Source organism: Arthrobacter caoxuetaonis, from assembly GCF_023921125.1.
GTDB lineage: Bacteria > Actinomycetota > Actinomycetes > Actinomycetales > Micrococcaceae > Arthrobacter_B > Arthrobacter_B caoxuetaonis.
On record NZ_CP099466.1, the window covers coordinates 335,809 to 356,038 of the forward strand.

Annotated in this window: 17 protein-coding genes; 5 read left to right on the plus strand and 12 right to left on the minus strand. The window is 64.1% G+C overall.

Annotation, left to right across the window (positions count from 1 at the left end; genetic code table 11):
* The 5 genes from NF551_RS01645 to NF551_RS01665 form a co-directional block, all read right to left on the minus strand.
* The gene (locus NF551_RS01645) at window positions 1–960 is read right to left on the minus strand and encodes a LysR family transcriptional regulator (RefSeq protein WP_227896260.1); all 960 of its coding nucleotides are present in this window, start codon (window positions 958–960) and stop codon (window positions 1–3) included.
* A gap of 80 nt (window positions 961–1,040) precedes the next feature.
* The gene (locus NF551_RS01650; protein ID WP_252604975.1) at window positions 1,041–1,982 is read right to left on the minus strand and encodes an ABC transporter permease; all 942 of its coding nucleotides are present in this window, start codon (window positions 1,980–1,982) and stop codon (window positions 1,041–1,043) included.
* Between the two features lie 134 nt (window positions 1,983–2,116).
* Window positions 2,117–3,775 (minus strand): sugar ABC transporter ATP-binding protein, encoded by a 1,659-nt coding sequence (locus NF551_RS01655; RefSeq protein ID WP_227896258.1) that lies wholly within the window; start codon window positions 3,773–3,775, stop codon window positions 2,117–2,119.
* The gene (locus NF551_RS01660) at window positions 3,775–4,953 is read right to left on the minus strand and encodes a sugar ABC transporter substrate-binding protein (protein WP_227896257.1); all 1,179 of its coding nucleotides are present in this window, start codon (window positions 4,951–4,953) and stop codon (window positions 3,775–3,777) included. Before NF551_RS01660 ends, NF551_RS01655 begins: the two co-directional genes overlap by 1 nt.
* 214 nt (window positions 4,954–5,167) lie before the next feature.
* A complete protein-coding gene (locus NF551_RS01665) occupies window positions 5,168–8,791 on the minus strand; it encodes a S8 family peptidase (RefSeq protein ID WP_227896256.1) in 3,624 nt (1,207 codons plus the stop codon).
* Window positions 8,792–9,222: 431 nt separating this feature from the next.
* On the opposite strand from NF551_RS01665, the gene NF551_RS01670 reads away from it, so the two are divergent.
* The 3 genes from NF551_RS01670 to NF551_RS01680 are packed head-to-tail and all read left to right on the plus strand — an operon-like array spanning window position 9,223 to window position 12,722.
* Complete coding sequence (locus NF551_RS01670) at window positions 9,223–10,326, plus strand: aromatic ring-hydroxylating dioxygenase subunit alpha (RefSeq protein WP_227896255.1); 1,104 nt, start codon at window positions 9,223–9,225, stop codon at window positions 10,324–10,326.
* Window positions 10,327–10,339: 13 nt separating this feature from the next.
* Window positions 10,340–11,332 (plus strand): PDR/VanB family oxidoreductase, encoded by a 993-nt coding sequence (locus tag NF551_RS01675; RefSeq protein WP_227896254.1) that lies wholly within the window; start codon window positions 10,340–10,342, stop codon window positions 11,330–11,332.
* A 43-nt stretch (window positions 11,333–11,375) separates the two neighbouring features.
* On the plus strand, window positions 11,376–12,722 hold the full coding sequence (locus NF551_RS01680; protein WP_227896253.1) for an MFS transporter: 1,347 nt from the start codon (window positions 11,376–11,378) through the stop codon (window positions 12,720–12,722).
* A gap of 165 nt (window positions 12,723–12,887) precedes the next feature.
* Here NF551_RS01680 and NF551_RS01685 read toward each other — a convergent pair whose 3' ends face one another.
* The 4 genes from NF551_RS01685 to NF551_RS01700 all read right to left on the minus strand — a co-directional run bounded on the left by NF551_RS01685 (window position 12,888) and on the right by NF551_RS01700 (window position 15,798).
* The gene (locus NF551_RS01685) at window positions 12,888–13,595 is read right to left on the minus strand and encodes a DsbA family oxidoreductase (protein ID WP_227896252.1); all 708 of its coding nucleotides are present in this window, start codon (window positions 13,593–13,595) and stop codon (window positions 12,888–12,890) included.
* A gap of 95 nt (window positions 13,596–13,690) precedes the next feature.
* Entirely contained in the window at window positions 13,691–14,524 is an 834-nt protein-coding gene (gene thiD / locus NF551_RS01690) for a bifunctional hydroxymethylpyrimidine kinase/phosphomethylpyrimidine kinase (protein WP_227896251.1), read from the minus strand.
* A 94-nt stretch (window positions 14,525–14,618) separates the two neighbouring features.
* Window positions 14,619–15,098 (minus strand): hypothetical protein, encoded by a 480-nt coding sequence (locus tag NF551_RS01695; RefSeq protein WP_227896250.1) that lies wholly within the window; start codon window positions 15,096–15,098, stop codon window positions 14,619–14,621.
* A complete protein-coding gene (locus tag NF551_RS01700; RefSeq protein ID WP_227896249.1) occupies window positions 15,091–15,798 on the minus strand; it encodes a TetR/AcrR family transcriptional regulator in 708 nt (235 codons plus the stop codon). Before NF551_RS01700 ends, NF551_RS01695 begins: the two co-directional genes overlap by 8 nt.
* A gap of 223 nt (window positions 15,799–16,021) precedes the next feature.
* Between NF551_RS01700 and NF551_RS01705 the strand changes: the two genes are divergently transcribed.
* Window positions 16,022–16,753 (plus strand): queuosine precursor transporter, encoded by a 732-nt coding sequence (locus tag NF551_RS01705; RefSeq protein WP_227896248.1) that lies wholly within the window; start codon window positions 16,022–16,024, stop codon window positions 16,751–16,753.
* Here NF551_RS01705 and tgt read toward each other — a convergent pair.
* From tgt to NF551_RS01720, 3 genes are read right to left on the minus strand one after another with little or no spacing between them, the layout of a single operon-like run.
* The gene (gene tgt, locus NF551_RS01710; protein WP_227896247.1) at window positions 16,750–18,015 is read right to left on the minus strand and encodes a tRNA guanosine(34) transglycosylase Tgt; all 1,266 of its coding nucleotides are present in this window, start codon (window positions 18,013–18,015) and stop codon (window positions 16,750–16,752) included. The genes NF551_RS01705 and tgt overlap by 4 nt on opposite strands.
* Before the next feature lie 34 nt (window positions 18,016–18,049).
* A complete protein-coding gene (locus NF551_RS01715) occupies window positions 18,050–18,922 on the minus strand; it encodes a DUF6707 family protein (RefSeq protein ID WP_227896246.1) in 873 nt (290 codons plus the stop codon).
* A gap of 58 nt (window positions 18,923–18,980) precedes the next feature.
* Entirely contained in the window at window positions 18,981–19,520 is a 540-nt protein-coding gene (locus NF551_RS01720) for an NUDIX hydrolase family protein (RefSeq protein WP_227896245.1), read from the minus strand.
* Between the two features lie 115 nt (window positions 19,521–19,635).
* Between NF551_RS01720 and NF551_RS01725 the strand changes: the two genes are divergently transcribed.
* Window positions 19,636–20,229, plus strand: coding sequence for a YdeI/OmpD-associated family protein (locus tag NF551_RS01725; RefSeq protein ID WP_227896244.1), 594 nt, complete (start codon window positions 19,636–19,638; stop codon window positions 20,227–20,229).
* Window position 20,230: the final 1 nt, after the last annotated feature.

Below are 20,230 nucleotides of genomic sequence, written 5' to 3' on the forward strand. Positions count from 1 at the left end.
CTACCGGGTAGGGCGACTGATAGTCGCACTGCGGATGACGGCGTCGTCCTCAAGTTTCTGGTGCAGCTGGGCGCAGGCCCGCTGAACCACCGAACGAAGCCATAGATTGGCTGGATCTTCCGTGCGGCTGGAATGCCAGAACATGGCCTCGATCAGCACGGGTTCGGATTCCACCGGAAACTCGATGATGGTGATGTCTGCTCCACGCTGGGTCCTGAGTGCCAGCATTTTCGGGACCAGCGCCACCAGGTCCGTCCCCTCCACAAGCAGGGGCAGTGCCAGGAATCCGGATACATGAGCGGCAATCTTGCGCTCCACTCCCAGTGACTCAAAAAACAAATCGGCAGGAGTTTTGATCGACTCGCCGAAATATCCCACCGCATGCGGGAGATCTCCGAGGTCCTCTACCCTCAGCACCTCCCTCTCCAGGAAAGGACTATGCGAGTCCATGACGGCCACGAAGCTGTCCCGGAAAACGGGCTTGCTTTGTCCCGGCAGCGAATACCCGGCGGGCCCGACAATGAGGTCACAACGAGTGAAATCGGCCTGATCCAGCCTCATGCCGCTGGTGGGAATAATGTTCACGCTCACCTCCGGGGCCTCTACCTGCAGGATCCGGCGGAGCGGTTCCGCGAACATGGTGGCGGCGTAATCCGAACCCGCAATAAAGAATTCGCGATCGCTGGTGAGCGGATTGAACTGGGTCCTGATTCCTGTCACCCGGTCCAGGCTTTGCAGCGCGTCATCAACCAGCGGTACCAGGTCCTGTGCCAACGGGGTGAGTTCGTAATGGCGCCCGTCGCGGACAAGGAGCTCATCATCAAAATAACGGCGCAGCCGGGAGAGGGCAGCGCTCGTGGCCGGCTGGCTCAGCTGCAAGTGTTCCGCTGTCCGCGACACATTGCGGAGACGGAGCAGGATCTGGAGCGTCGGCAGCAGGTTTAAATCGATTGACTTCATGCGTGCCAGACTAGGCGGAGCCACCGCCCCGCCCCTCCTATAGTCTTCAGAGCTGCGGGGAGGCGTCATATTCCCACCGGCTACGTTCCCAGGCCGGATCTGCGCCGCCCCAAGTAACTGGAAAGGCCTACGGCGACGAGCAGCGCCACGCCGTTGAAAACCTGGTCCACCCAGTTCGCTGCGCCGCTTAGCGTCAGTCCGCTGACGCTAACAGCCACGAACAGCACCCCGAAGACTGTACCGACAACATTGAACCTCCCGGGCAGGATCGCCGTTGCACCCAGGAAGACCGCCGCCAGTGCAGGGAACAGAAGATAGGTTCCGTTGTCTGCGTTGGCCCCGCCTGTACGTGCCGCAAGAATCACTCCAGCCGCCCCTGCCAAGGTGCCCGAGAGGAGGAAAGCCGTCTGTGTGTACCTCCGCAGGGGCAGGCCTACAAGAACCGCTGCCCGGTTGTTGGACCCGATTGCATAGAGGGAACGCCCGAAGGGGGTGTGCGTCAGCAGGTACCAGGCAAGGAAGGCAACAATGGCCACCACGAAGACGACGCGGGGAAGCCCCAGCCAGCTGCTGCTCCCAAATGCGGTGAAAGCAGGATCCACGCCAATAATGGCCAGTCCGCCGGTATACCACTGAATGAGTCCGCCCAGCAGGGTGGCCATGCCGAGGGTCGAGACAAAAGCGTTCATTCCGAAGCGCGCCACAAGCAGCCCGTTCGTTGCCCCAACGAGGGCGGCTGCTGCCACTCCGAGAAGGCATGACAGCCAGAGCGGAAGCGAGAAATGCGCCATCGAAGCCGCAGTAATGACGCTGCTCAAGACCGCGGTGCCACCAACTGAGAAATCGAAGTGTCCTGCTACGAGCGGAAAGACGAGCGCAATGGCTACGAGGGTGATAACGGATTGGTTGGCCAGGACCACCGAGACGTTGGCACCGCTGAGGAAGACAGAGGAACTGGCGGGCAGGATGCCAAAGAAGACAATGATGAGGACCAGCAGAAGCGGGAGGGCGAACCGCTCCAAATGGGTCCCCAGAGGGGTGCGGCTCGGTCTGGACCTTGCCGGAGGGAGGGAATCAGCTGGCTCTGCGGCGCTGAGAACCGCTGAGGGCTGCCGGGTCTTCTGAGAATCATCCGGGGGCGTATGAATGGCGTCCATTACGGTCCTTCTTGAGGGGCAGGGTGGTCTGGGGCCGCGGACATGACGGCCGCGGCCAGCACATCGCGTCCGGAGTCTTCAGGAATGAGTTCAGCGGCAACCCGGCCTTCGACCAGGACAAGGACGCGGTCGCATATCTCTGCCAGTTCGTCCAGATCGCTGGAGGCTACCAGCACCCCGCATCCTTGTGCTGCGCTGCTCCGCAGCGACCGGTAAATGTCCCGGCGGGACATCACATCGACGCCTTGGGTTGGTTCATCGAGCAGGAGTAACCGCGGGTTTCTGCGCAGCCAGCGCGCCAGAATCACCTTCTGCTGGTTGCCGCCGGACAACCGGCTTATCGGCTGCTCGGTACCGTCCGTGCGGACAGAGTGCTTCAGGATCAGGTCCTGGGTCTCTTCCCGTTCCAACCGGCGGTTCATGACAAATCTGCGCCAGTACCGCGCGATGACAGTGGCAGAAACATTTTCCCGTACCGGCAGGTCCAGAAATGCCGCATCCCGATGCCTGTTTTCGGGCACATAGGCGATCCCTGAACGTACTGCGTCCGCGGGGGAGGAGGGCTGGTGGGAAACGCCGTTCAAGTTCATGCTTCCGCTGTTCAGCGGAGCGTCACCGAAGATGGCGCGCAGCACCGTGGAACGGCCGGAACCTGCCAATCCCGCGAGTCCCAGGATCTCCCCGGGTGCGACCGTCAGGTTCACCCCGGAGAGGGGGAAGCTGGACAGGTTCGTGGCCTCGAACAGCGGCGCCGGGGAATCCACGCTCGACCCGTCCGGGTGGCTGTTTCGCTGAGCAGGGTGGACAGGCCGATTCGTGCCGGAAGAACTCTCTTCCATGCGCGGGGCTCCGGACATCATTTCCACGATGGTGGCGGTGGACATTTCAGCGACCGGCCCTCGGCCGGCTACTCTGCCATCCCGAAATACCGTGACGTCGTCGGCTACCTCAGAGATTTCACGGAAGCGGTGCGTCACCAGCACGATCGTCTGTCCGCGGTTGGCCCGGGCGCGCAGGGCGGCCATCAGCTCCCGGGACTCGTCCTCCGGCAGCGACGCCGTCGGCTCATCCAGGAGCAGCGCGAACTCGCTGTCCTGCTGGTCGGCCAGTGCGCGGGCAACAGCCACCATGGTCTTCTGACTGGGTCGGAGGGTACCCACCGGATCCGTGGCACGGACTTCAATTCCGTAGGATGCCAGCAACTCATCCACGCGCCGGCGAAGTGCCTCCCACCGGATTCCGCGCAGTTTGTTGACGGGGAAGCCGGAATCCAGGCCGAAGTTCTCTGCGACGGTCAGGCCGTCAAAGAGCCCCAGATCCTGATGAACAAACCTCAAGCCTGCTTCTCGCGCCCGGCGCGGAGTCATTTGCCGTACAGGAATGTCCTCGCCGTGCACGGTGATTGTGCCGGCATCTGCCTGGTATACCCCTGCCAGGCACTTAATGAGCGTGGATTTACCGGATCCGTTGCCGCCCAGCAGGGCGTGGATGGTTCCGGCTTGGACGGCCAGATCCACCCCGGCGAGTGCGGTGGCGCCGGCGAAGGTCTTCACCAGTCCGTGGGCGCCAAGAGCAACGGAGGATGCCTGGTCAACCACACCTTCCGTGCCCGCGGGAGCCGCGGGCACGGAAGGGCAGTTCTCGTCGTGAGCAGCCACTACTTGCCCCACGCCTCCAGGTACGCCTTTCTGAAATCAATCTCCGGGTTGTAAGCGAAGGAACTGCCGTCAGCCGGCATGTTCGTGGTCGCGTCCACCACCTGCTGCCCGACACCCGAGGCCAGGATTTCCTGCCCCGCCAGCAGACGGAGTGCGGTATCAATCCCGGACCATCCGTCCCACTCAAGGCTGAAGGCTACGGAGGCGTCCTGGCCCTGTCCGTCGGCGATCAGGTCCAGGTTGCTGCGCTGGCCGAACGTCCCTATGACTGCCAGGTCGTCGGACCGCTGGGAGGAGACAATTGCCTGGGAAAGACCTGCCATGAACCATCCGTCCAGCGGAACGGCGATCGCGTTGGCCTCCGGAGCCTGGAGCAGTGCTGTGGAGAGCTTCTGCCCCATGGCGCCGGCCGCTGCATCCTGGTTACCCAGCTGCAGGGTCCCGACAACCTCACAGGTCTCGCAATCCGCGAGGGCGGCGTTGAGTCCATCGCTGATCCACGGACCGAAGCGGGCATCCGCAAAGGTGACTTCGAGCAGTTTCACGTCGCCGCCCGTCTGACCCATCAGCCAGTTGGCCTGCAGTTCACCGATCTTGTTCCACCACTGCTCGTTGTCCAATCCATCAAGTTTCTTGGTTATCCCGGTGTAGAGGGGGTCCCCGCCATCGATATCGCAGTCATTGGCGCCGACTCCCACCGTGACAATTCCGGCAGCGCGGGCTTCTTCGAGCGGCCCCTGGAAACTGGAGCAGTCCTGCCCCATCACCAGGATTACGTCTGCATTGGCGGCTACGCCCTGCCGAATGCAGCTGGCCCAGCCGTTGGGGTTGAGCTGGCCGTCGCAGACGTTCTGCTGCCAGCCGATGGCTTCGGCCGCATCCGCTGCTGCCTGGGCAGGGGTGGAACACGTGGTCTGGGACTGTCCGCAGGAGACGATCCACGCGGACAGGTCCTCAGGGACCGGGACAGCTTCGGTGGGCGGGGCCCCGACAGTACCTTCGTAAGCCGCTGCGAGGACTTCGGCTCCCGGAGCTGCAGGGCTGTCAGAAGAGACAGCTGGCTCCGGGCTTGGCGTGTCTCCTGCAGGGGCAGAACTGCAGGAAGCCAGCGCGAGGCTGGCGATAAACAAGGCGCTAAGGGCGCCCCGGGCCTTGGTTCTCGGCGTCGTGCTTCTCATCAGGTCTCCATCGACAGTCAAAGGGTGAACAACGTGATTCAGGTCACGTCGTTATGACCACTGTGATGGGGACGGATTATTTGGGGAAGCGAGAAATTGGGATAGCTCCTATCCGTTCTGTGGATACTACCTCTTTGGCTTCGGGCGGTCACCAGATGCAGCTGCGGGCCCGGGAAATATCCCGGGCCCGCAGCTTTTCAGCGCCTGGCTAGTTTTAGCGGCTGCACTTCACTGCGCCATAGGACGCGGTGTAGTCGACCTTTTCAGCCTTGCCCTTACCGAGGAACTTGTAATGGGCGGTCACATCACCGGCGGCTACGGACAGCTGGCGGGTCTTGATGACCGCCGTCGTCGTCTGTCCCGGTTCGAGCTTCATGACCTTGGCATTGCCGTGCGGGGACTTCAGGTCGATGTCCGCACGCCGGTCCCCGTTGTTGGTGAGGGTTACCGTGATTTCGGCCTTGAAGGCGTTGCACTTGCTCACAGCGCTGACCGGGTTGACGACCTTCGCCGGAACGGTGACGGGCAGGACTTCGGCGCGTTCGCCCAGTCCGGCCTTGCCGCTCAGGTCTCCTGTCGCATTGTGGAGGTGCAGGAACAGTGCCGAAGCTTCGGTGGTGTCCTTGCTGCGGTTTACGGTCAGTTTGCCGCCGTCGACGTCGGCAAACAGGGCATCCGGCGAACCGCCGGAGAACCACAGTGCCGGGTTGGCGGCGTCGAACTCAATGAAGTCCGTGGAGTCGACCGGAACCGTGGTTCCGGTTTCATCGACGTTGTACAGGCTCCAGGTAACCACTTTGTACTGCAGCGGCAGCGACTCGGCTGCCGGGTCCAGGCCCAGTGCAGCCACGGAGACCGGGAAGGTCACCGCATTGGTGTCGAAGGTATTGGAGTCCATGTTGCCCAGGAGGCCATTGGCGCCGGTCTGGTCCACGAGGGTGGAACTCCCGTCCGGGTTCAGCCGGTAGGTGGAAACCAAGACGAGGTCCAGATCAGCGGCACGGCCGGTGACGACGATGAAGTCCGTCTTGCCGTCCTTATTTGTGTCGATCTCGACGTTGACCTCGTTGTAGCCGCCCAGCAGGGGCCAGTTCTCCCACGTGCTCAGACCGAAGTTCAGCACGGCGTCGAGGGGATCGCCGCCTGCCGCCTTGACCGACGGAACCGTCGAAGACGCACCCACGGTTGCAAGGTCCATCGAATTCATGGACTTCAGTGCCAGGTCATCGCGCTTCTCGCTCTGCGCTCCAAGGACCAGGGGCGATACCAGGGAGAGGTAGGTCGAAGCGCCGGAACCCTGGACCAGGTCGCGGCCCGTGAGGGTGAGATCAGCGGCCAGGGCTTCTGAATCCGCGAAACTGATTTCCGTGCCGGCCGTCATGTCGGATGTCGGCTTGGGAGCAGAGTAGACGGGCACGCGCAGCGTCGGAACACCGGCGCTGGCGAGCTGGACGCGGCCGGAGACGTCGGCCAGGAACTGGCGCGGCAGGCCAAGCTGCACGGTGTCAGCCGCCGGGTCGATGGTCTTGGCCAGAGCCGCCGGATCAGCGACCGTGAGGGTCACGTCCACCGTTGCCTTGGAGTTGGCACCGACACTGACGCGGGGAGCGGTCGTGATCTCCACGCCCGGCATGGTCGAGGCAGGCAGGTAGCTCACGTCGAAGGTCCGCGGGCTGTCCGACTTGTTCTGGACGGTGACCTTGCGGGTCACGGTCAGCGCCTCCGCGCCGAGTTCCAGGACACCGAAGTTGACGCTGGTCAGCGCCTGATCCTCGGAATCGTAGGCCAGGACCTTGGTGTTCACTGCGTCCAGGACATCGACGCGGCCGGAACCAACACGGTTGGGGCCGTGCACGGCGCCGTTCGCGGCGAGGATGTCATGGGTTGCCGTGTTCATGATGGAGTTCTTGACTTCATACGGCGTGTAATCCGTTGCCGCGTACATCAGTGCTGCCAGGCCTGCCACGTGCGGCGCGGCCATCGAGGTGCCGGACTTCACCGACGCACCGTTGCCGGAACCCACGTTGGCCGAACCGATCGAGGAGCCGGGAGCAGCGACGTCGGGCTTCACCACACCGTTGGAGCCATGCTGGCCGCGGGAGGAAAAGGAACTGACAGTGTCCAGGGAGTTCGACGGGCCGGTGGCTGTGCCCATGTAGGCCGGATCCAGGCTCAGGGTCAGGGTGCCGGCGACGGCGGCAGGGCGCAGCCGCTCGGAGGACTCGCGGTTGAGCTGGATGCCGGGAAGGGCCGTGTTGCCGCCGATTCCCGCATCGAAAACGTCACGCGGTGAATCCAGGACGACGCCGGTAGCTCCGGCAGCCTGGGCGTTGTTGAAGCGGGCGCCTGATCCACAGGGGAAGGCTCCGTCCAGCTCCCACTGGATCCAGACCCATTTGCCCGTCAGGGAACCTGCGGGAAAAGCGTTGCAGCCGAAGGCGTTGTCCGCCGGTGCGGCAACCACATCGCCGGTAAGCCGCCCGGATGCGAGAGCCGGGTCGGAGTAGTTGAAGTTGACCGAGTACTGGCCGGCCGCGGTTCCTTCCTCTTCCCCGGGAGCCAGGACATCGGCGCGGTCCAGGGAGATCTGGGAGCCAATCGAGCTGGCCACCGTCAGGGCGGACTTTGCGCTGCCCGGTGAGCCGCCCACGTTGTAGACATCTCCGGAGTTGCCGGATGAGACCACTGAAAGGATGCCCTGCTCGGTCAGGTTGTCCACGATGTCATTCTCGGGATCGTCGACGGGTGCGTATTCGGAGCCCAAGGACATGTTCACGACCTGCGCGCGGTCAGAGAAGTCGCCGTCGCCGTTGGGATCCAGGACGTAGTCCAGGGCCTGGCCGACTACTTCGGAGGAACCGGTGCAGCCGAAGACACGGATGCTCACCAGCTTCGCCTCCGGAGCCGAGCCCGGTCCAATGCGCATGTCGTTGACGCTCTTGGAGGTCAGGGCAGAGTAGTCGCCCGTGAACGTGCTGCCGTCGGCATTGGTCCCGTAGCCTGCAGCGGTGCCGGCGACATGGCTGCCGTGGCCCTGGCAGTCCATCGGGTTGAGGTCCGGCTTGGGAACCGGCTGGTAGTCCGGTGCGCTGGAGTCTGCGTTGTAGTCATCGCCAACCAGGTCATAACCGCCAATGAATTTCTCGGCGTCGATCAGGCCGCTGTCAGCCGCGGGCAGCGTTTCGGAGGCCTGTGCTGCCTGATAGGCCTCGATGGTCCCCGGACCGCCAAAATCGCTGTGGGTGTAGTCAATGCCGGTGTCGAGAACGGCGATGGTGATGCCCTCGCCGGTCTCCTGGCGCTCCACCCACGTATTCACGGCACGGGTGTCGATGTCCGCACCCTTGTTATCGATGGTCTTGGGGACGATCCGGGTAATCTTCGCGACGTCGTCGCGCTCCGCCAGCGCCTTGATGGCTTCGGCGTCACCCACGATGCCAACGCCCGGAAGGGTGTTGGTGGTGGTGTAAAGGGTGCTGGCATCGGCTTCCTGGGCCACGGACTCAGCCTGGGACTCGATGGCTGACCGGATCTCCTGGACGCGCGGCGCGTCTACGACCGGTTGCTGTTTGCCCTCTTTGACGGCGTCCGGCTGGGTCTGGTCGAAGGCGCCCTCACCCGTGAACTGGACATAAACGGAGACTTCCCCGTTTACTCCCCGGAGACTTGGCGAGACCTTCTGTTCAGCGAATTTCTCTACTGCAAAGCCCTGCGCGGCGCCGTTGGCGCCCGTGGTTTCAGTCGCCTGGGCCGGTAGGCCAAGACCTGCCGTGAGTGCGAGTCCGGCGACGGCGGCTGTTGCCACTGCTCCCGGCCTGCGATGAATGGACCGTCTCATTGTGCTCCTTGAACGTTCCGCCGCGTGTTGCCGGAAACGCCGTCGAAGACCTGGAGACCTGAGACTCGAGACTTGTAACGCCACTGCCGGCTGCTGACACACGTGACAGCTTTCCTTTGTGCCCCCAACCCCCGTTGCGGGGTGTCAGCATGCACCTTCGGCCCCCAAAATGCCTGCAGCCGTAGGCACACCATAATCGAGCAAACAGGCACCGCAAAGATATTCGCGTTTCAGCCTGAATTCTCCCGTTATCCCTTGACAGGGGCCTTATCGGCAGGGCAAGGCCGGTCCGAAAAGCGCAAAATCTGGCCTGCGACACAAAGCGTCCGTTGCTTGCGGCAGCTCCGTGGCGGAACTAACATGTGATTCGTCTCACCAACTATCTATGGACATAGATAGTTGGCTCCACGTTTCGTTGCAGAGGACCCCTCTTGACTGTCTCAGCCGCAAAATCCACGACCACCGCCAAACTCATGTCCCACCCGCTCAACGCCTGGTACGTCGCGGCCTGGGATCACGAAGTCAGCTCCAAGGGAATCCTGGCCCGCACCGTCGCCGGCCGGCCCCTGGCTATCTACCGCACTGCCGACGGACGGGCCGTTGCCCTCGCAGATGCCTGCTGGCACCGGCTGGCGCCGCTCTCGCAGGGCAAGCTGATCGGCAAGGATGAGATCCAGTGCCCCTACCACGGCCTTCGCTACAATTCCGCGGGCCGCTGCACCTCCATGCCTGCCCAGGAAACGCTGAACCCTTCCGCCACCGTGCCGTCGTTCCCCGTGGTGGAGCAGTACCGCTACGTCTGGGTCTGGCTGGGCGACCCGACCTTGGCCGATCCCTCCCTGGTGCCGGATATGCACCAGCTCGCCAGCCCGGAGTGGGCAGGTGACGGCGAGACCATCCACGCCCCCTGCAACTACCAGCTTGTGCTGGACAACCTGATGGACCTGACCCACGAGGAGTTCGTGCACAGTTCCTCGATTGGGCAGGAGGAACTCAGCGAATCCGAGTTCGAGGTCACGCACGATGAAAACTCGGTCACGGTGACCCGGTGGATGCACAACATCGATGCACCGCCCTTCTGGCTGAAGAACATGCGTGACAAGTTCCCCGGCTTTGAAGGAAAGGTGGACCGCTGGCAGATTATCCACTACTACTTCCCGTCAACCATCTGCATTGACGTAGGCGTTGCCGAAGCCGGTACCGGAGCTCCGGAAGGTGACAGGTCCCGGGGCGTCAACGGTTACGTCATGAACACCATCACGCCGGAGTCGGAACGTTCCTCGCACTACTTCTGGGCTTTCATGCGCAACTACAGGCTGGACAGCCAGCTCATCACCACGCAGCTGCGCAACGGGGTCCACGGCGTCTTCGGCGAAGACGAGGCGATGCTGCAGGCACAGCAGGCCGCCATCGACGCCAACCCGGACTACGAGTTCTACAGCCTGAACATCGACGCCGGCGGCATGTGGGTCCGGCGCCTGCTGGAGCGAGCGCTGGAAGCCGAAGGCCGCTTGGCCGCGGCTCCCGGCGCCTGAGAGGGCAGTACCTGTGGCTGACTCCAATTCCCAGGTTTGGCAGCGCGGAACGGTGCACTCCGCCGAGGAGATCGCTGCCGGGATCCGGCGGATCGTCCTGCGCCCCGAGAAGCCCCATGCCGTCCGGCCCGGCGAGCATATAGATGTCCGGGTCCTGATCGGCGGTTCTGCCTCGATCCGTTCCTACTCCGTGGTCGATGCCAGTCCGGACGGTTCAGAGCTGGCGATCAGCGTGTTCCTCAGCCCCACAACCAGGGGCGGGTCCGCGTTCATGCATCAGCTGATGCCCGGAGACGTGCTGGAGATGACGCAGCCGCTGCAGAATTTCCCGCTGCGGGTCGGCGCTCCCAGCTACGTCCTGCTGGCCGGCGGCATCGGGATCACGGCCATCCTCGGAATGGCGGCACTGCTTCGGCGCCTGGGAGCGACCTACCGGCTGGTCTATGCCGCCCGGTCGCGCAAAGCCATGGCGTATGCCGGCGAGCTCGCCGCACTTCACGGTGAGCAGCTGGAGATCCATTTGGACGATGAAGGCACTTCCCTTGATGCGCGTGCCCTGGTGGACAGTGTGCCCGAATCGGCGGAGCTCTACATGTGCGGTCCTATCCGGCTCATGGACGCCGTGCGGCGCTCCTGGATTGAACGCGGACTGGCTCTTCCAAACCTGCGCTACGAGACGTTCGGCAACAGCGGTTGGTTCGAGGCTGAGCCGTTCACCGTGCGCGTTCCCCGCCTGGGGGTCCAGGCAACCGTCCACTCGGACGAATCAATGCTCGAAGCGCTCGAGCGTACCGGCCTGGACATGATGTTCGACTGCCGCAAGGGTGAATGCGGCCTGTGCCAGGTCCGCATCCTGGATCTGGACGGGCGCGTCGACCACCGGGACGTCTTCTATTCCGACCGGCAGAAAGAACCCAACACCAAGATGTGCTGCTGTGTCTCCCGCGCCGTCGCTGACGAAGAGCGCACTTCGACGCCGGCGACCGTCACCATCGACATTTCCTGAAAGGTCCACAGTGGACATCCGCAACAAAATAGATACTTCCAAAATGTCGCCGTACCAATGGGTGATCGTCGCCCTGGCCGCATTCCTCAACGCCCTGGACGGCTACGACGTCCTGGCCATGGCGTTTACTGCAACTTCCGTGACCGAGGAATTCGGGTTGACCGGATCCCAGCTGGGCTGGCTCCTCAGCTCCGGGCTGATCGGCATGGCGGTCGGAGCCCTGGCCTTCGGTCCCTTCGCTGACCGGTTTGGGCGCCGCCGGATGCTGATGGCGGCGCTGACCGTGAATGCCCTTGGCCTCTTCCTGTCCGCGGTCGCCGGCTCCGCACTGGAACTGGGGATGTGGCGCATTGTCACCGGTCTGGGCGTCGGCGGGATCCTGGCCACCGTCACGGTGCTCACCAGCGAGTACTCCAACAACCGCTACCGCGGTATGGCCGTGAGCATTTACACCGCCGGCTACGGCCTCGGTGCCACCCTGGGCGGAATGGGCGCCACCGCACTCATCCCGGCCTTCGGCTGGCGGTCGGTCTTCCTCACCGGCGGGCTGCTGACCGTCATCTCCATTGTCCTGGTGCTCCTGCTGGTGCCGGAATCCGTGGACTACCTCCGTACCAGGCGGCCTGCGAACGCCCAGCGGGAGCTCGCGCGGATCGTCCGGCGGCTGCGGATCCAGGGGCCGGTGGAACTTGGCAGCGCACCGGAGACGAACGGGCCGCAGAAGAGCAGTGTGGGGCAGCTCCTTGGCCGCCGCTACCGGTCAACGACCCTGCTGCTGTGGTGTTCCTTCTTCCTGATCATGTTCGGCTTCTACTTCGCCAACTCCTGGACGCCCCGGCTCCTCGTGGAATCGGGCATGAGCGAGCAGCAGGGAATCATCGGCGGCCTGATGCTGACCATGGGCGGGACGTTCGGTTCGCTGCTCTACGGGGCCCTCACCACCAAGTGGAATTCCCGGCTGACCCTGATCGCCTTCACCGTGCTGTCCGCCGCAACGCTGGTGCTGTTCATTACCACCACCTCGATCCCGGCGCTGGCATTCTCGGCAGGCGTGCTGGTCGGCATGCTCATCAACGGCTGTATCGCCGGCCTCTACACGGTGACTCCGCAGGCCTATGACTCGTCGGTGCGTACCACCGGCGTTGGCTGGGGCATTGGTGTCGGACGCGTCGGCGCCATTCTCGCGCCCATCCTGGTGGGTGCGCTGCTCGACGCAGGATGGACGCCCACGGCTCTGTATATGGGCGTTTCCGCAGTCGTGGTGTTCGCCGCGCTGGCCCTGTTCAAGCTTCGTCTTGGAGCGGGTGCCCCGCCCGAAGCGGTGCCGGGCTCAGGAGCCCTGCCGGAGCGGCAGCCCGAATCCGAACCGGCCGGCCAGGCGGGACGCTAGCTGTACTGAGACACCACGTTAGTTACACATGAATAGGGTGAAGACCTCTTGGGTTTGGCGGTTACCACGCACAGCCGGACCCGAGAGGTCTTCATGTCCCACGGTAATGCCCGTCTGGCTCCGGCCGGACGAATGATCCTGGTCGCGGGGACATGATCCAGACAGCTAGCAGCCGCTGCCGTCCACGGCGCAGGCTCCGCCTTCGGAAACGACGGGCTGGAGCGGCTGGTGGCTTTCCGCCCACGCCTGGGTGAGCGCCTGGGAGAATACCTCTTCCGGCTGTGCGCCGGAGATTCCATACTTCCGGTCCAGCACGAAGAAGGGCACACCGCTGACGCCGAGCGCACGGCCTTCGGCAATGTCTGCGTTGACCGAATCTGTGTATTCGGTACCGGAAAGGACTTCCCGCACGGTGTCCGGATCCAGGCCGGCATCGGCGCCGATCCCGGCCAGTACGTCGTGGCTGGAAATATCCTGGCCCTGCTCGAAGTGCGCCGCGAGGAGGGCTTCCTTCACCGCCGCTGCGGTCTGGGCCCCGCGCAGATCCCGGGCAAGATGGATGAGCCGGTGCGCGGTGAACGTATTGGCGACTTTCAGGTCGCCAAAGCGGTAGTCCAGGCCCACGCCGGCGGCCTGCTCAGTGACGTGCTGCAGCATCCCGGACACCTGCGCGGGATCCATTCCCTTGACCTTGCTCAGGTACTCGACCTCCGAGCCTTCGAATCGCTCCGGCAGGCTGGGGTCCAGCTGGTAGCTGCGCCAGCGGACTTCCACCTCCGGGGCATGCTCGAAGCGGGACAGGGCAGCTTCAAAGCGCCGCTTGCCAATGAAACACCAGGGACATCCGATATCGGACCAAATTTCTACCAGCACATTTCCGGCAACAACTGCGTCAAGGATTTCTATTCCCGGAACCAAAGGGTCAGCGGCGCCGGGACGGCACCGCTGACCCTTTCGTTTCCGGGGAATTAGAGGGCAGGGCCGCTGCCCGCGCCGCCCTGCCAGAGGGCATCAAACGGCGTGTTGGAAGAGACGCGGTTGCGGATGCCTTCGGTGACGAATGCCTTGGCCGTGCGGGCCGCCTCCAGGGGTGAGGCACCCTTGGCGAGCTCGGCAGTAATGGCGGCGGCAAGGGTGCAGCCGGCACCGCTGACAGCAACGTCGCCAACCTTCGGTGCGCGCAGCACCTCCATGGTCTGGCCGTCAAAGAAGACGTCGACGGCGTCGTCGCCTTCCAGCCGTACTCCGCCCTTGGCGAGGACGACGGCGCCGGAGGCCTCATGGATGCGGCGGGCGGCTTCCTTGAGGTCCTCGACGGACTCGATGGAGTCCATCCCGGAAAGGGACATGGACTCGAAATGGTTCGGGGTGACAAACGTAGCCAGCGGCAGGATCTGTGCCTTCAACGCCTGGTCGGTGTCCAGGGCGGCACCGGGTTCCTGGCCCTTGCAGATGAGGACGGGGTCCAGGACGATGTTCTGCCACTCCTGGCTCTGCAGTGCCTTGGCGACGGTGTCGATGGTGGCCGGGGTGCCCAGCATGCCGATCTTGACGGTGCCGAGGTCGTAGGCCGTCTGGATCGCTTCGAGCTGGTCGGCGATGACCTGGGCATCAACCGGGACGAAGCGGTGGTTCCAGTTGTCCTTGGGGTCGAAGGAGACAATGCAGGTCAGGGCCGCAATCCCGTAGGTACCCAGTTCCTGGAAGGTCTTGAGGTCCGCCTGTGCGCCCGCTCCGCCGGTGGCTTCCGAGCCGGCGATGGTGAGCGTGACGGAAGGTGCCGTTTGTGTGTTGAAAGACATGGCTCCATCTTCTACCTAAAAAGGCGCGGCCCGCCACCTTAAGGCGCTGCTGCCGTCGACTGTGTCAGGCGGGCTGTGCACGGCACGAAGCGGTCTAGAAACGGACATCCATGAGGCGCCAGACGGCCAGCCTGCCCAGGGCCGAGGAGACGCCTATCGCCAGGGCCATCAGCAAAGGCACACCAACCGCCCCGGCGATGAGGCCGATCACGAGCCACGCCAGCAGTGTGGGAACGAGGAAGAACGCCAGGACATGCAGCCACTGGTTTGGGACGCCGCGCAGGAGCAGTCCCAGCACGAGGCCCACCGGAGCGGCAGTGACGAGCCCGATTCCGGCTGCATAGAAGGCGGCAATGATGATGATCCAGAGGTAACCCCAGAAGTCCCGCGACGTTCCCCAGCCGATGCCTACGGTGGCCATCACCGCGACGAGCAGGCAGGCGATGGCATAGCCGGTCATGAACGCAGTGGGTCCGAAGGTGACGCGGGGTGCCGGGACAAGGCCTCCGGTACCGGAGGAGGGACTGCTGGCACGGGCCGGATCGACGTCGTCGTCGCCCGCAGTTTCAGTCATGGACTCTTGCTCCTCGCAGCAGCTTGACGACATCTTCCACGATATTCCGGACAACCGGTAGGCGGGAGAGGATCACCAGCTTTGCCACGAGGGGAGCGGTGTTGTTTACCAGGCGCCGCGAGCGGGCCTGGCCGGGGGAAGAATCGTAGACCCAGAAGAGCGTGAGCCCCATATGGACCAGCCAGAGCAGGTCCGGCAAATCGTCCCGGATGGCCAGCGGAGGCTGCGGCCGGGCTGCTTGGACGGCCTGGCGGTAAACGGCGATGGACTTGCCGCGGCCAACCTGTGCGGCGTCCTGGGGAAGGTCCGCCGCAGGATTGGATGAGGAGTGGACCGGATACCGGCTGGTCCGGGGCACCGGGAGCGCGGCGGTCTTGAGGAACTGGTGTCCAAGCGAGTGGTACGGGCCAAGGACATCGAGGTTGGCCTGCAGGATGACACGGAGGTGCTCGCCAAGGTTGTGCCCAGCGCGCAGCAGGGGAAGGGCGCGGGAACGGTGCTCATCCTGCAGGGAGCGGTACAGCTCTCCGACCAGTGATTCCTTGGAGGGGAAGTAGTAGTACGCGTTTCCCACGGAGACGCCGGCCGCTTCCGCAATGCCGCGCATGGTGGTGCGTTCGTAGCCCTGCGTACGGAAGAGTGCGGTCGCTGTTTCAACCAGCCGTTGCCGGGTGGTTTCGCTCTTTGCCCCGGCGGCCATTGAACTCCTGTTCCATCACTCTGCCGATCATTAGACCACACTTTTGAACACGTTCAAAAGTGTGGCTGAGCGGCTGCAAACAAGGCAGTGCCGGGGAGAGGAGGAGTACAAGGCCGTACCGTGGCAGAATTGACGCTGGTCTTATGACCGCCCGGGACAGCGGGCAAGTGCTAATACAGCGGGGCGAAAGCCTTGGCGAACCACTAACCGAACGGGATTACCCATGTCTTCACCTACCCCGGACGCTGCCGTCACGGCTCCGCCGGCACCGAGCTACGCTTCGCGCGGAAGCTCCCATTACGACCTGATCCTCACCCTGATGTGCGTAGTGATCATCATTTCCAACATCGGGGCGTCGAAGGGCGTTGTCCTGGGCCCTGTGTTCGGCGACTTCAGCATCATCACCGACGGCGGTTTCTTCCTCTTCCCGCTGGCCTACATCCTGGGCGACGTCATCAGCGAGGTCTACGGCTTCAAGGCCGCCCGGCGGGCCATCTACATGGGCTTTGCCATGGCCGCCTTCGCCGTGCTGGCGTTCGCCGTCATCATCGCGCTTCCGGGGTTCGACGACGGCTACGGCCTCGAGAAGCAGGCCGCGCTGGAAGCGGCACTGGGGCCGGTATGGCAGATCGTGGTGGCTTCGCTGCTGGGCTTTTTGGCCGGGCAGCTGCTCAACTCCCTGGTCCTGACCCGGATGAAGGCGCGTTTCCGTGAGCGAGCCCTGGCGGGACGGCTCATGGCTTCCACCGGAGCCGGTGAGTTCGCGGACACCCTGATTTTCTGCGCCATTGCCGCACCGGTTATCGGCATTGCCGACGCCGGACAGTTCGTGAACTACGTGATCTTCGGCTTCGTCTACAAGACCGCGGTGGAGTTCCTGTTTGTGCCGGTCACCTCAGCCGTGATCAAGGCGATCAAGAAGCGCGAGCCGACGTACGGCCAGGCCAGCGCCTAGCTGTAGTACCGGCCCAGCACCTGCTCCTTGAACTCGAAGAACGTTCCGTCTTCAAGGGCCAGGCGTGCGTCGTCGACCAGCTTCACTGTAAAGCGCTCGTTGTGGATGGAGATCAGCGTGTGGCTGACCATCTCATTGGCCTTGAAAAGGTGCTGGATGTAGGCACGGGAGTAGTTGGCGCAGGCGTAGCAGTCGCAGCCGTCCACCAGCGGCCCGAAGTCCCGCTTGAACTTGGCGTTGGAGAGGTTTTTCCGGCCGTACGGCGTGTAGAACGCCGAGTTGCGGGCCACCCGGGTGGGGGAAACGCAGTCGAAGGTGTCGGCGCCGTTCTCGATCGCGGTGAAAATGTCATCCGGTTCGGAGATGCCCAGCAGGTGCCGCGGCTTGTCTTCGGGCAGCTCTTCGCTGCACCAGCGCACGATCGTGCCGAGGTTTTCCTTCTCGAGGGCTCCGCCGATGCCGAAGCCGTCGAACTCCATGGCGCCCAGGTCGCGGGACGCTTTGCGGCGCAGGTCCTCATACTGGGCTCCCTGCAGCACGCCGAACAGCGCCTGGTAGGGGCGGTGTGAGCGCTCGGCCGTGAGCCGCTGGTGTTCCGTAATGCAGCGCTCAGCCCAGAGCCGGGTGCGTTCCAGGGACCGTTCTTGGTAGCCGCGGGAGTTCAGCAGGGTGGTCAGCTCGTCGAACGCGAACATGATGTCGGCGCCGAGCTGGTGCTGGACCTGCATCGAGATTTCGGGAGTGAAGCGGTGCTTGTCCCCGTTGAGGTGGGACTTGAACCAGACGCCGTCGTCATCGATGTGCGCCAGCCGCTCCTTGCCGGGCGCGACGTCGTCGTCCGCTCCGGTGGCATGCGTGGTGCCGTCAGCGTTCATGTTGATGACCTTCTTGAACCCGGCGCCCAGGCTCATGACCTGGAATCCGCCCGAATCCGTGAAGGTAGGGCCGGGCCAGTTCATGAACTTCCCCAGGCCGCCTGCTTCATCCAGGATGTCGGCTCCGGGCTGAAGGTACAGGTGATAGGCGTTGGCCAGGACGGCCTGCGCACCAAGCTCGGCTACGGACTCGGGCAGCACGGCCTTAACGGTGGCTTTGGTGCCGACGGCGATGAACGCGGGAGTCTGGATCTCGCCGTGCGGGGTGCTGATGACGCCGGTGCGGCCCTGGAACTCACCGCCGTTCTCCTGGACGCGGGACGCGGAATCGGGCGTGGTTTCGCGCAGGCGCTTACCGAGGGAAAAGGAAAAACCAGTGGTGGACACCCTCTTATTTTGCCTTACTGGAGGGGTCCTTCGGTTAGAGGTCCAGGTTCAGGCCCCGGATGGCACTGAGCTCGGTACGGATCCGGCGCTGGAGTTCGGCGTCGGTATAGGCCTGTGAGCCGCCGTGGGCGCGCAGGTACAGCAAAGTGTTCAGGCGCAGGATCCGCCAATCGCGTTCGCTGTGCTCGTCGCCGGACTCAGCGGCCCGCTGCACTTCCCGGTCGTAGAGGTTGGGTTCGTTCAGCTGCCGCTGCAGCAGTTCCGCGGAGAGCTTGGCCTTAAGCGGATCCGACTCCGCGTGGTCTCCGGCGCGGACTGCCTGCGCGAAGGCCGCCGACGCGTCGGAGTCGCCGGCCTCATGGGTGATCTGTGCGGCCAGCGCCAGCGCCCCCTGGATCCAATTCCAGCGCCCGTAGTTGCCGTCAAAGCCCAGGCCCGTGATCAGGCCGCAGACCGCCAAGGCGTTCTCCGCATCACCGAGATCCACGTACAGGGTGTGGGCCAGGTCCCGGACGTCCTGCAGGTTGCTGCCGGCCTTGACGTTCAGTCCGCGGGCCAGCCGGGTGACCAGTTCCTTCACTGCCCGGTCCTCCGGGTGGGCGGCCTCGGCAGCCGCCAGGACGGCGGCGTAGGTCTCCTCATCCGTTGGGATGCTGCGGATTGCTTCGGAAGCATTCTTTTCCGGAGCCGGTGCGGCGACACGGACGGCCGAACCGTACGCGATACGCAGCGATTCCCCGTCCTCCAGCTCGGCGACAACCAGTGCCGGGGTGCCAAGGTCATCCTCTTCGACCCGGACAGACGCCAGCGGTGCCAGAGTCAGCTCATCCAGGACCAGCCTCTGTCCGGGGACGAGGAGCTCGGCATTGACCCGGAAGGCATAGATCTCCGGCGCACTCTCTGGCATGGCTGTTCCTTCGCGTTAGGACACTCGGACCAAAAGTATATAAAGACTTGGTAACGCCCTAGCGTCCCCAGCCCGCTGAGGCCAGGGCCTGGCGCAGCAGGTCTCCGCGCCCGCCGGCGAACTCTGAGTAGACGGCAGGGCTCAGGGCTTCTTCCGGAGTCAGCCAGGACAGCTCCAGGGCGTCCTGGCGGGGATCACATTCGCCGGTCACCGGGATGAGGTACGCCAGCGCGACGGCGTGCTGGCGTTCGTCGGTCAGCCCGGTCTGGGAGGGGGAGGGGAAGTACTCGGCGACGGTGAACGGAACCAGGCTGGGCGGCAGCTGGGGCAGTGCCAGCGGTCCGAGGTCCTTCTCCAAATGCCGCAGCAGCGCCGCGCGGATGGTTTCGCGGTACATCACGCGCCCCGAAACGAAGGAGCGCACCATCCGGCCTTCCGGTGTGGCCTGGAGCAGCAGTCCCACTTCGGTGACGTAGCCCAGCGGATCGCACCGGACCGGGACGGCCTCGACGTAGACCATCGGGAGCCGCTGCCGTGCTTCGTGCAGGTCCTCCTCCGAAAGCCAGCCGGGATACGGGTCAGGAGTGCGAACGTTCATAGGAGTGTTCTACCCCAAAGCGGGAGTACTAGTCATTTGACGCGCTCGGCTTCGGCCAAGGGCTGAATGGTCCCTGACCTTCCGGCTGCTAAACGCGGAGCCTACGCTTAAGCGCATGAAGACAGAGCTGCCGGAACTGTTGCTTCCGGATGCTGCGGCGTGGCGGGAATGGCTGGAAGAACACCATCTCCTTTCGGCAGGGGTCTGGCTGGTCATAGGCAAGCGGGGCGGAAACGTCACGGCCCTGACCTATCAGAGCGCGCTCGACGAGGCGCTGTGCTTCGGCTGGATCGACGGGCAGGCGGCCCGCCGGGACGCCGAAAGCTACCGGCAGCGCTACACGCGGCGGGGGCCGAAGAGCATGTGGTCCCTGCGCAATGTGGGGCACATCGGGCGGCTCGAGGCAGCGGGACGGATGCACCCGGCCGGGCGCGACGCCGTGGAATCGGCGAAGGCAGACGGGCGCTGGGATGCAGCCTATGCCGGCCCCGCCAGCATGGAGATTCCCGCAGATCTCCTGGAAGCCATCGCCCAAGACGCGCAGGCGCAGGCCATGTTTGACGTCCTTTCCTCCCAGAACCGGTTTGCGCTGGGCTACCGGCTGGGCATGCTCAAGACCCGCGAAGCGCGGGAACGCAACATCGCCCGTTTTGTGCAGATGCTGGGCCGCCGTGAAACGTTCTATCCGCAGAAGCAGTTTCCCGACTAGG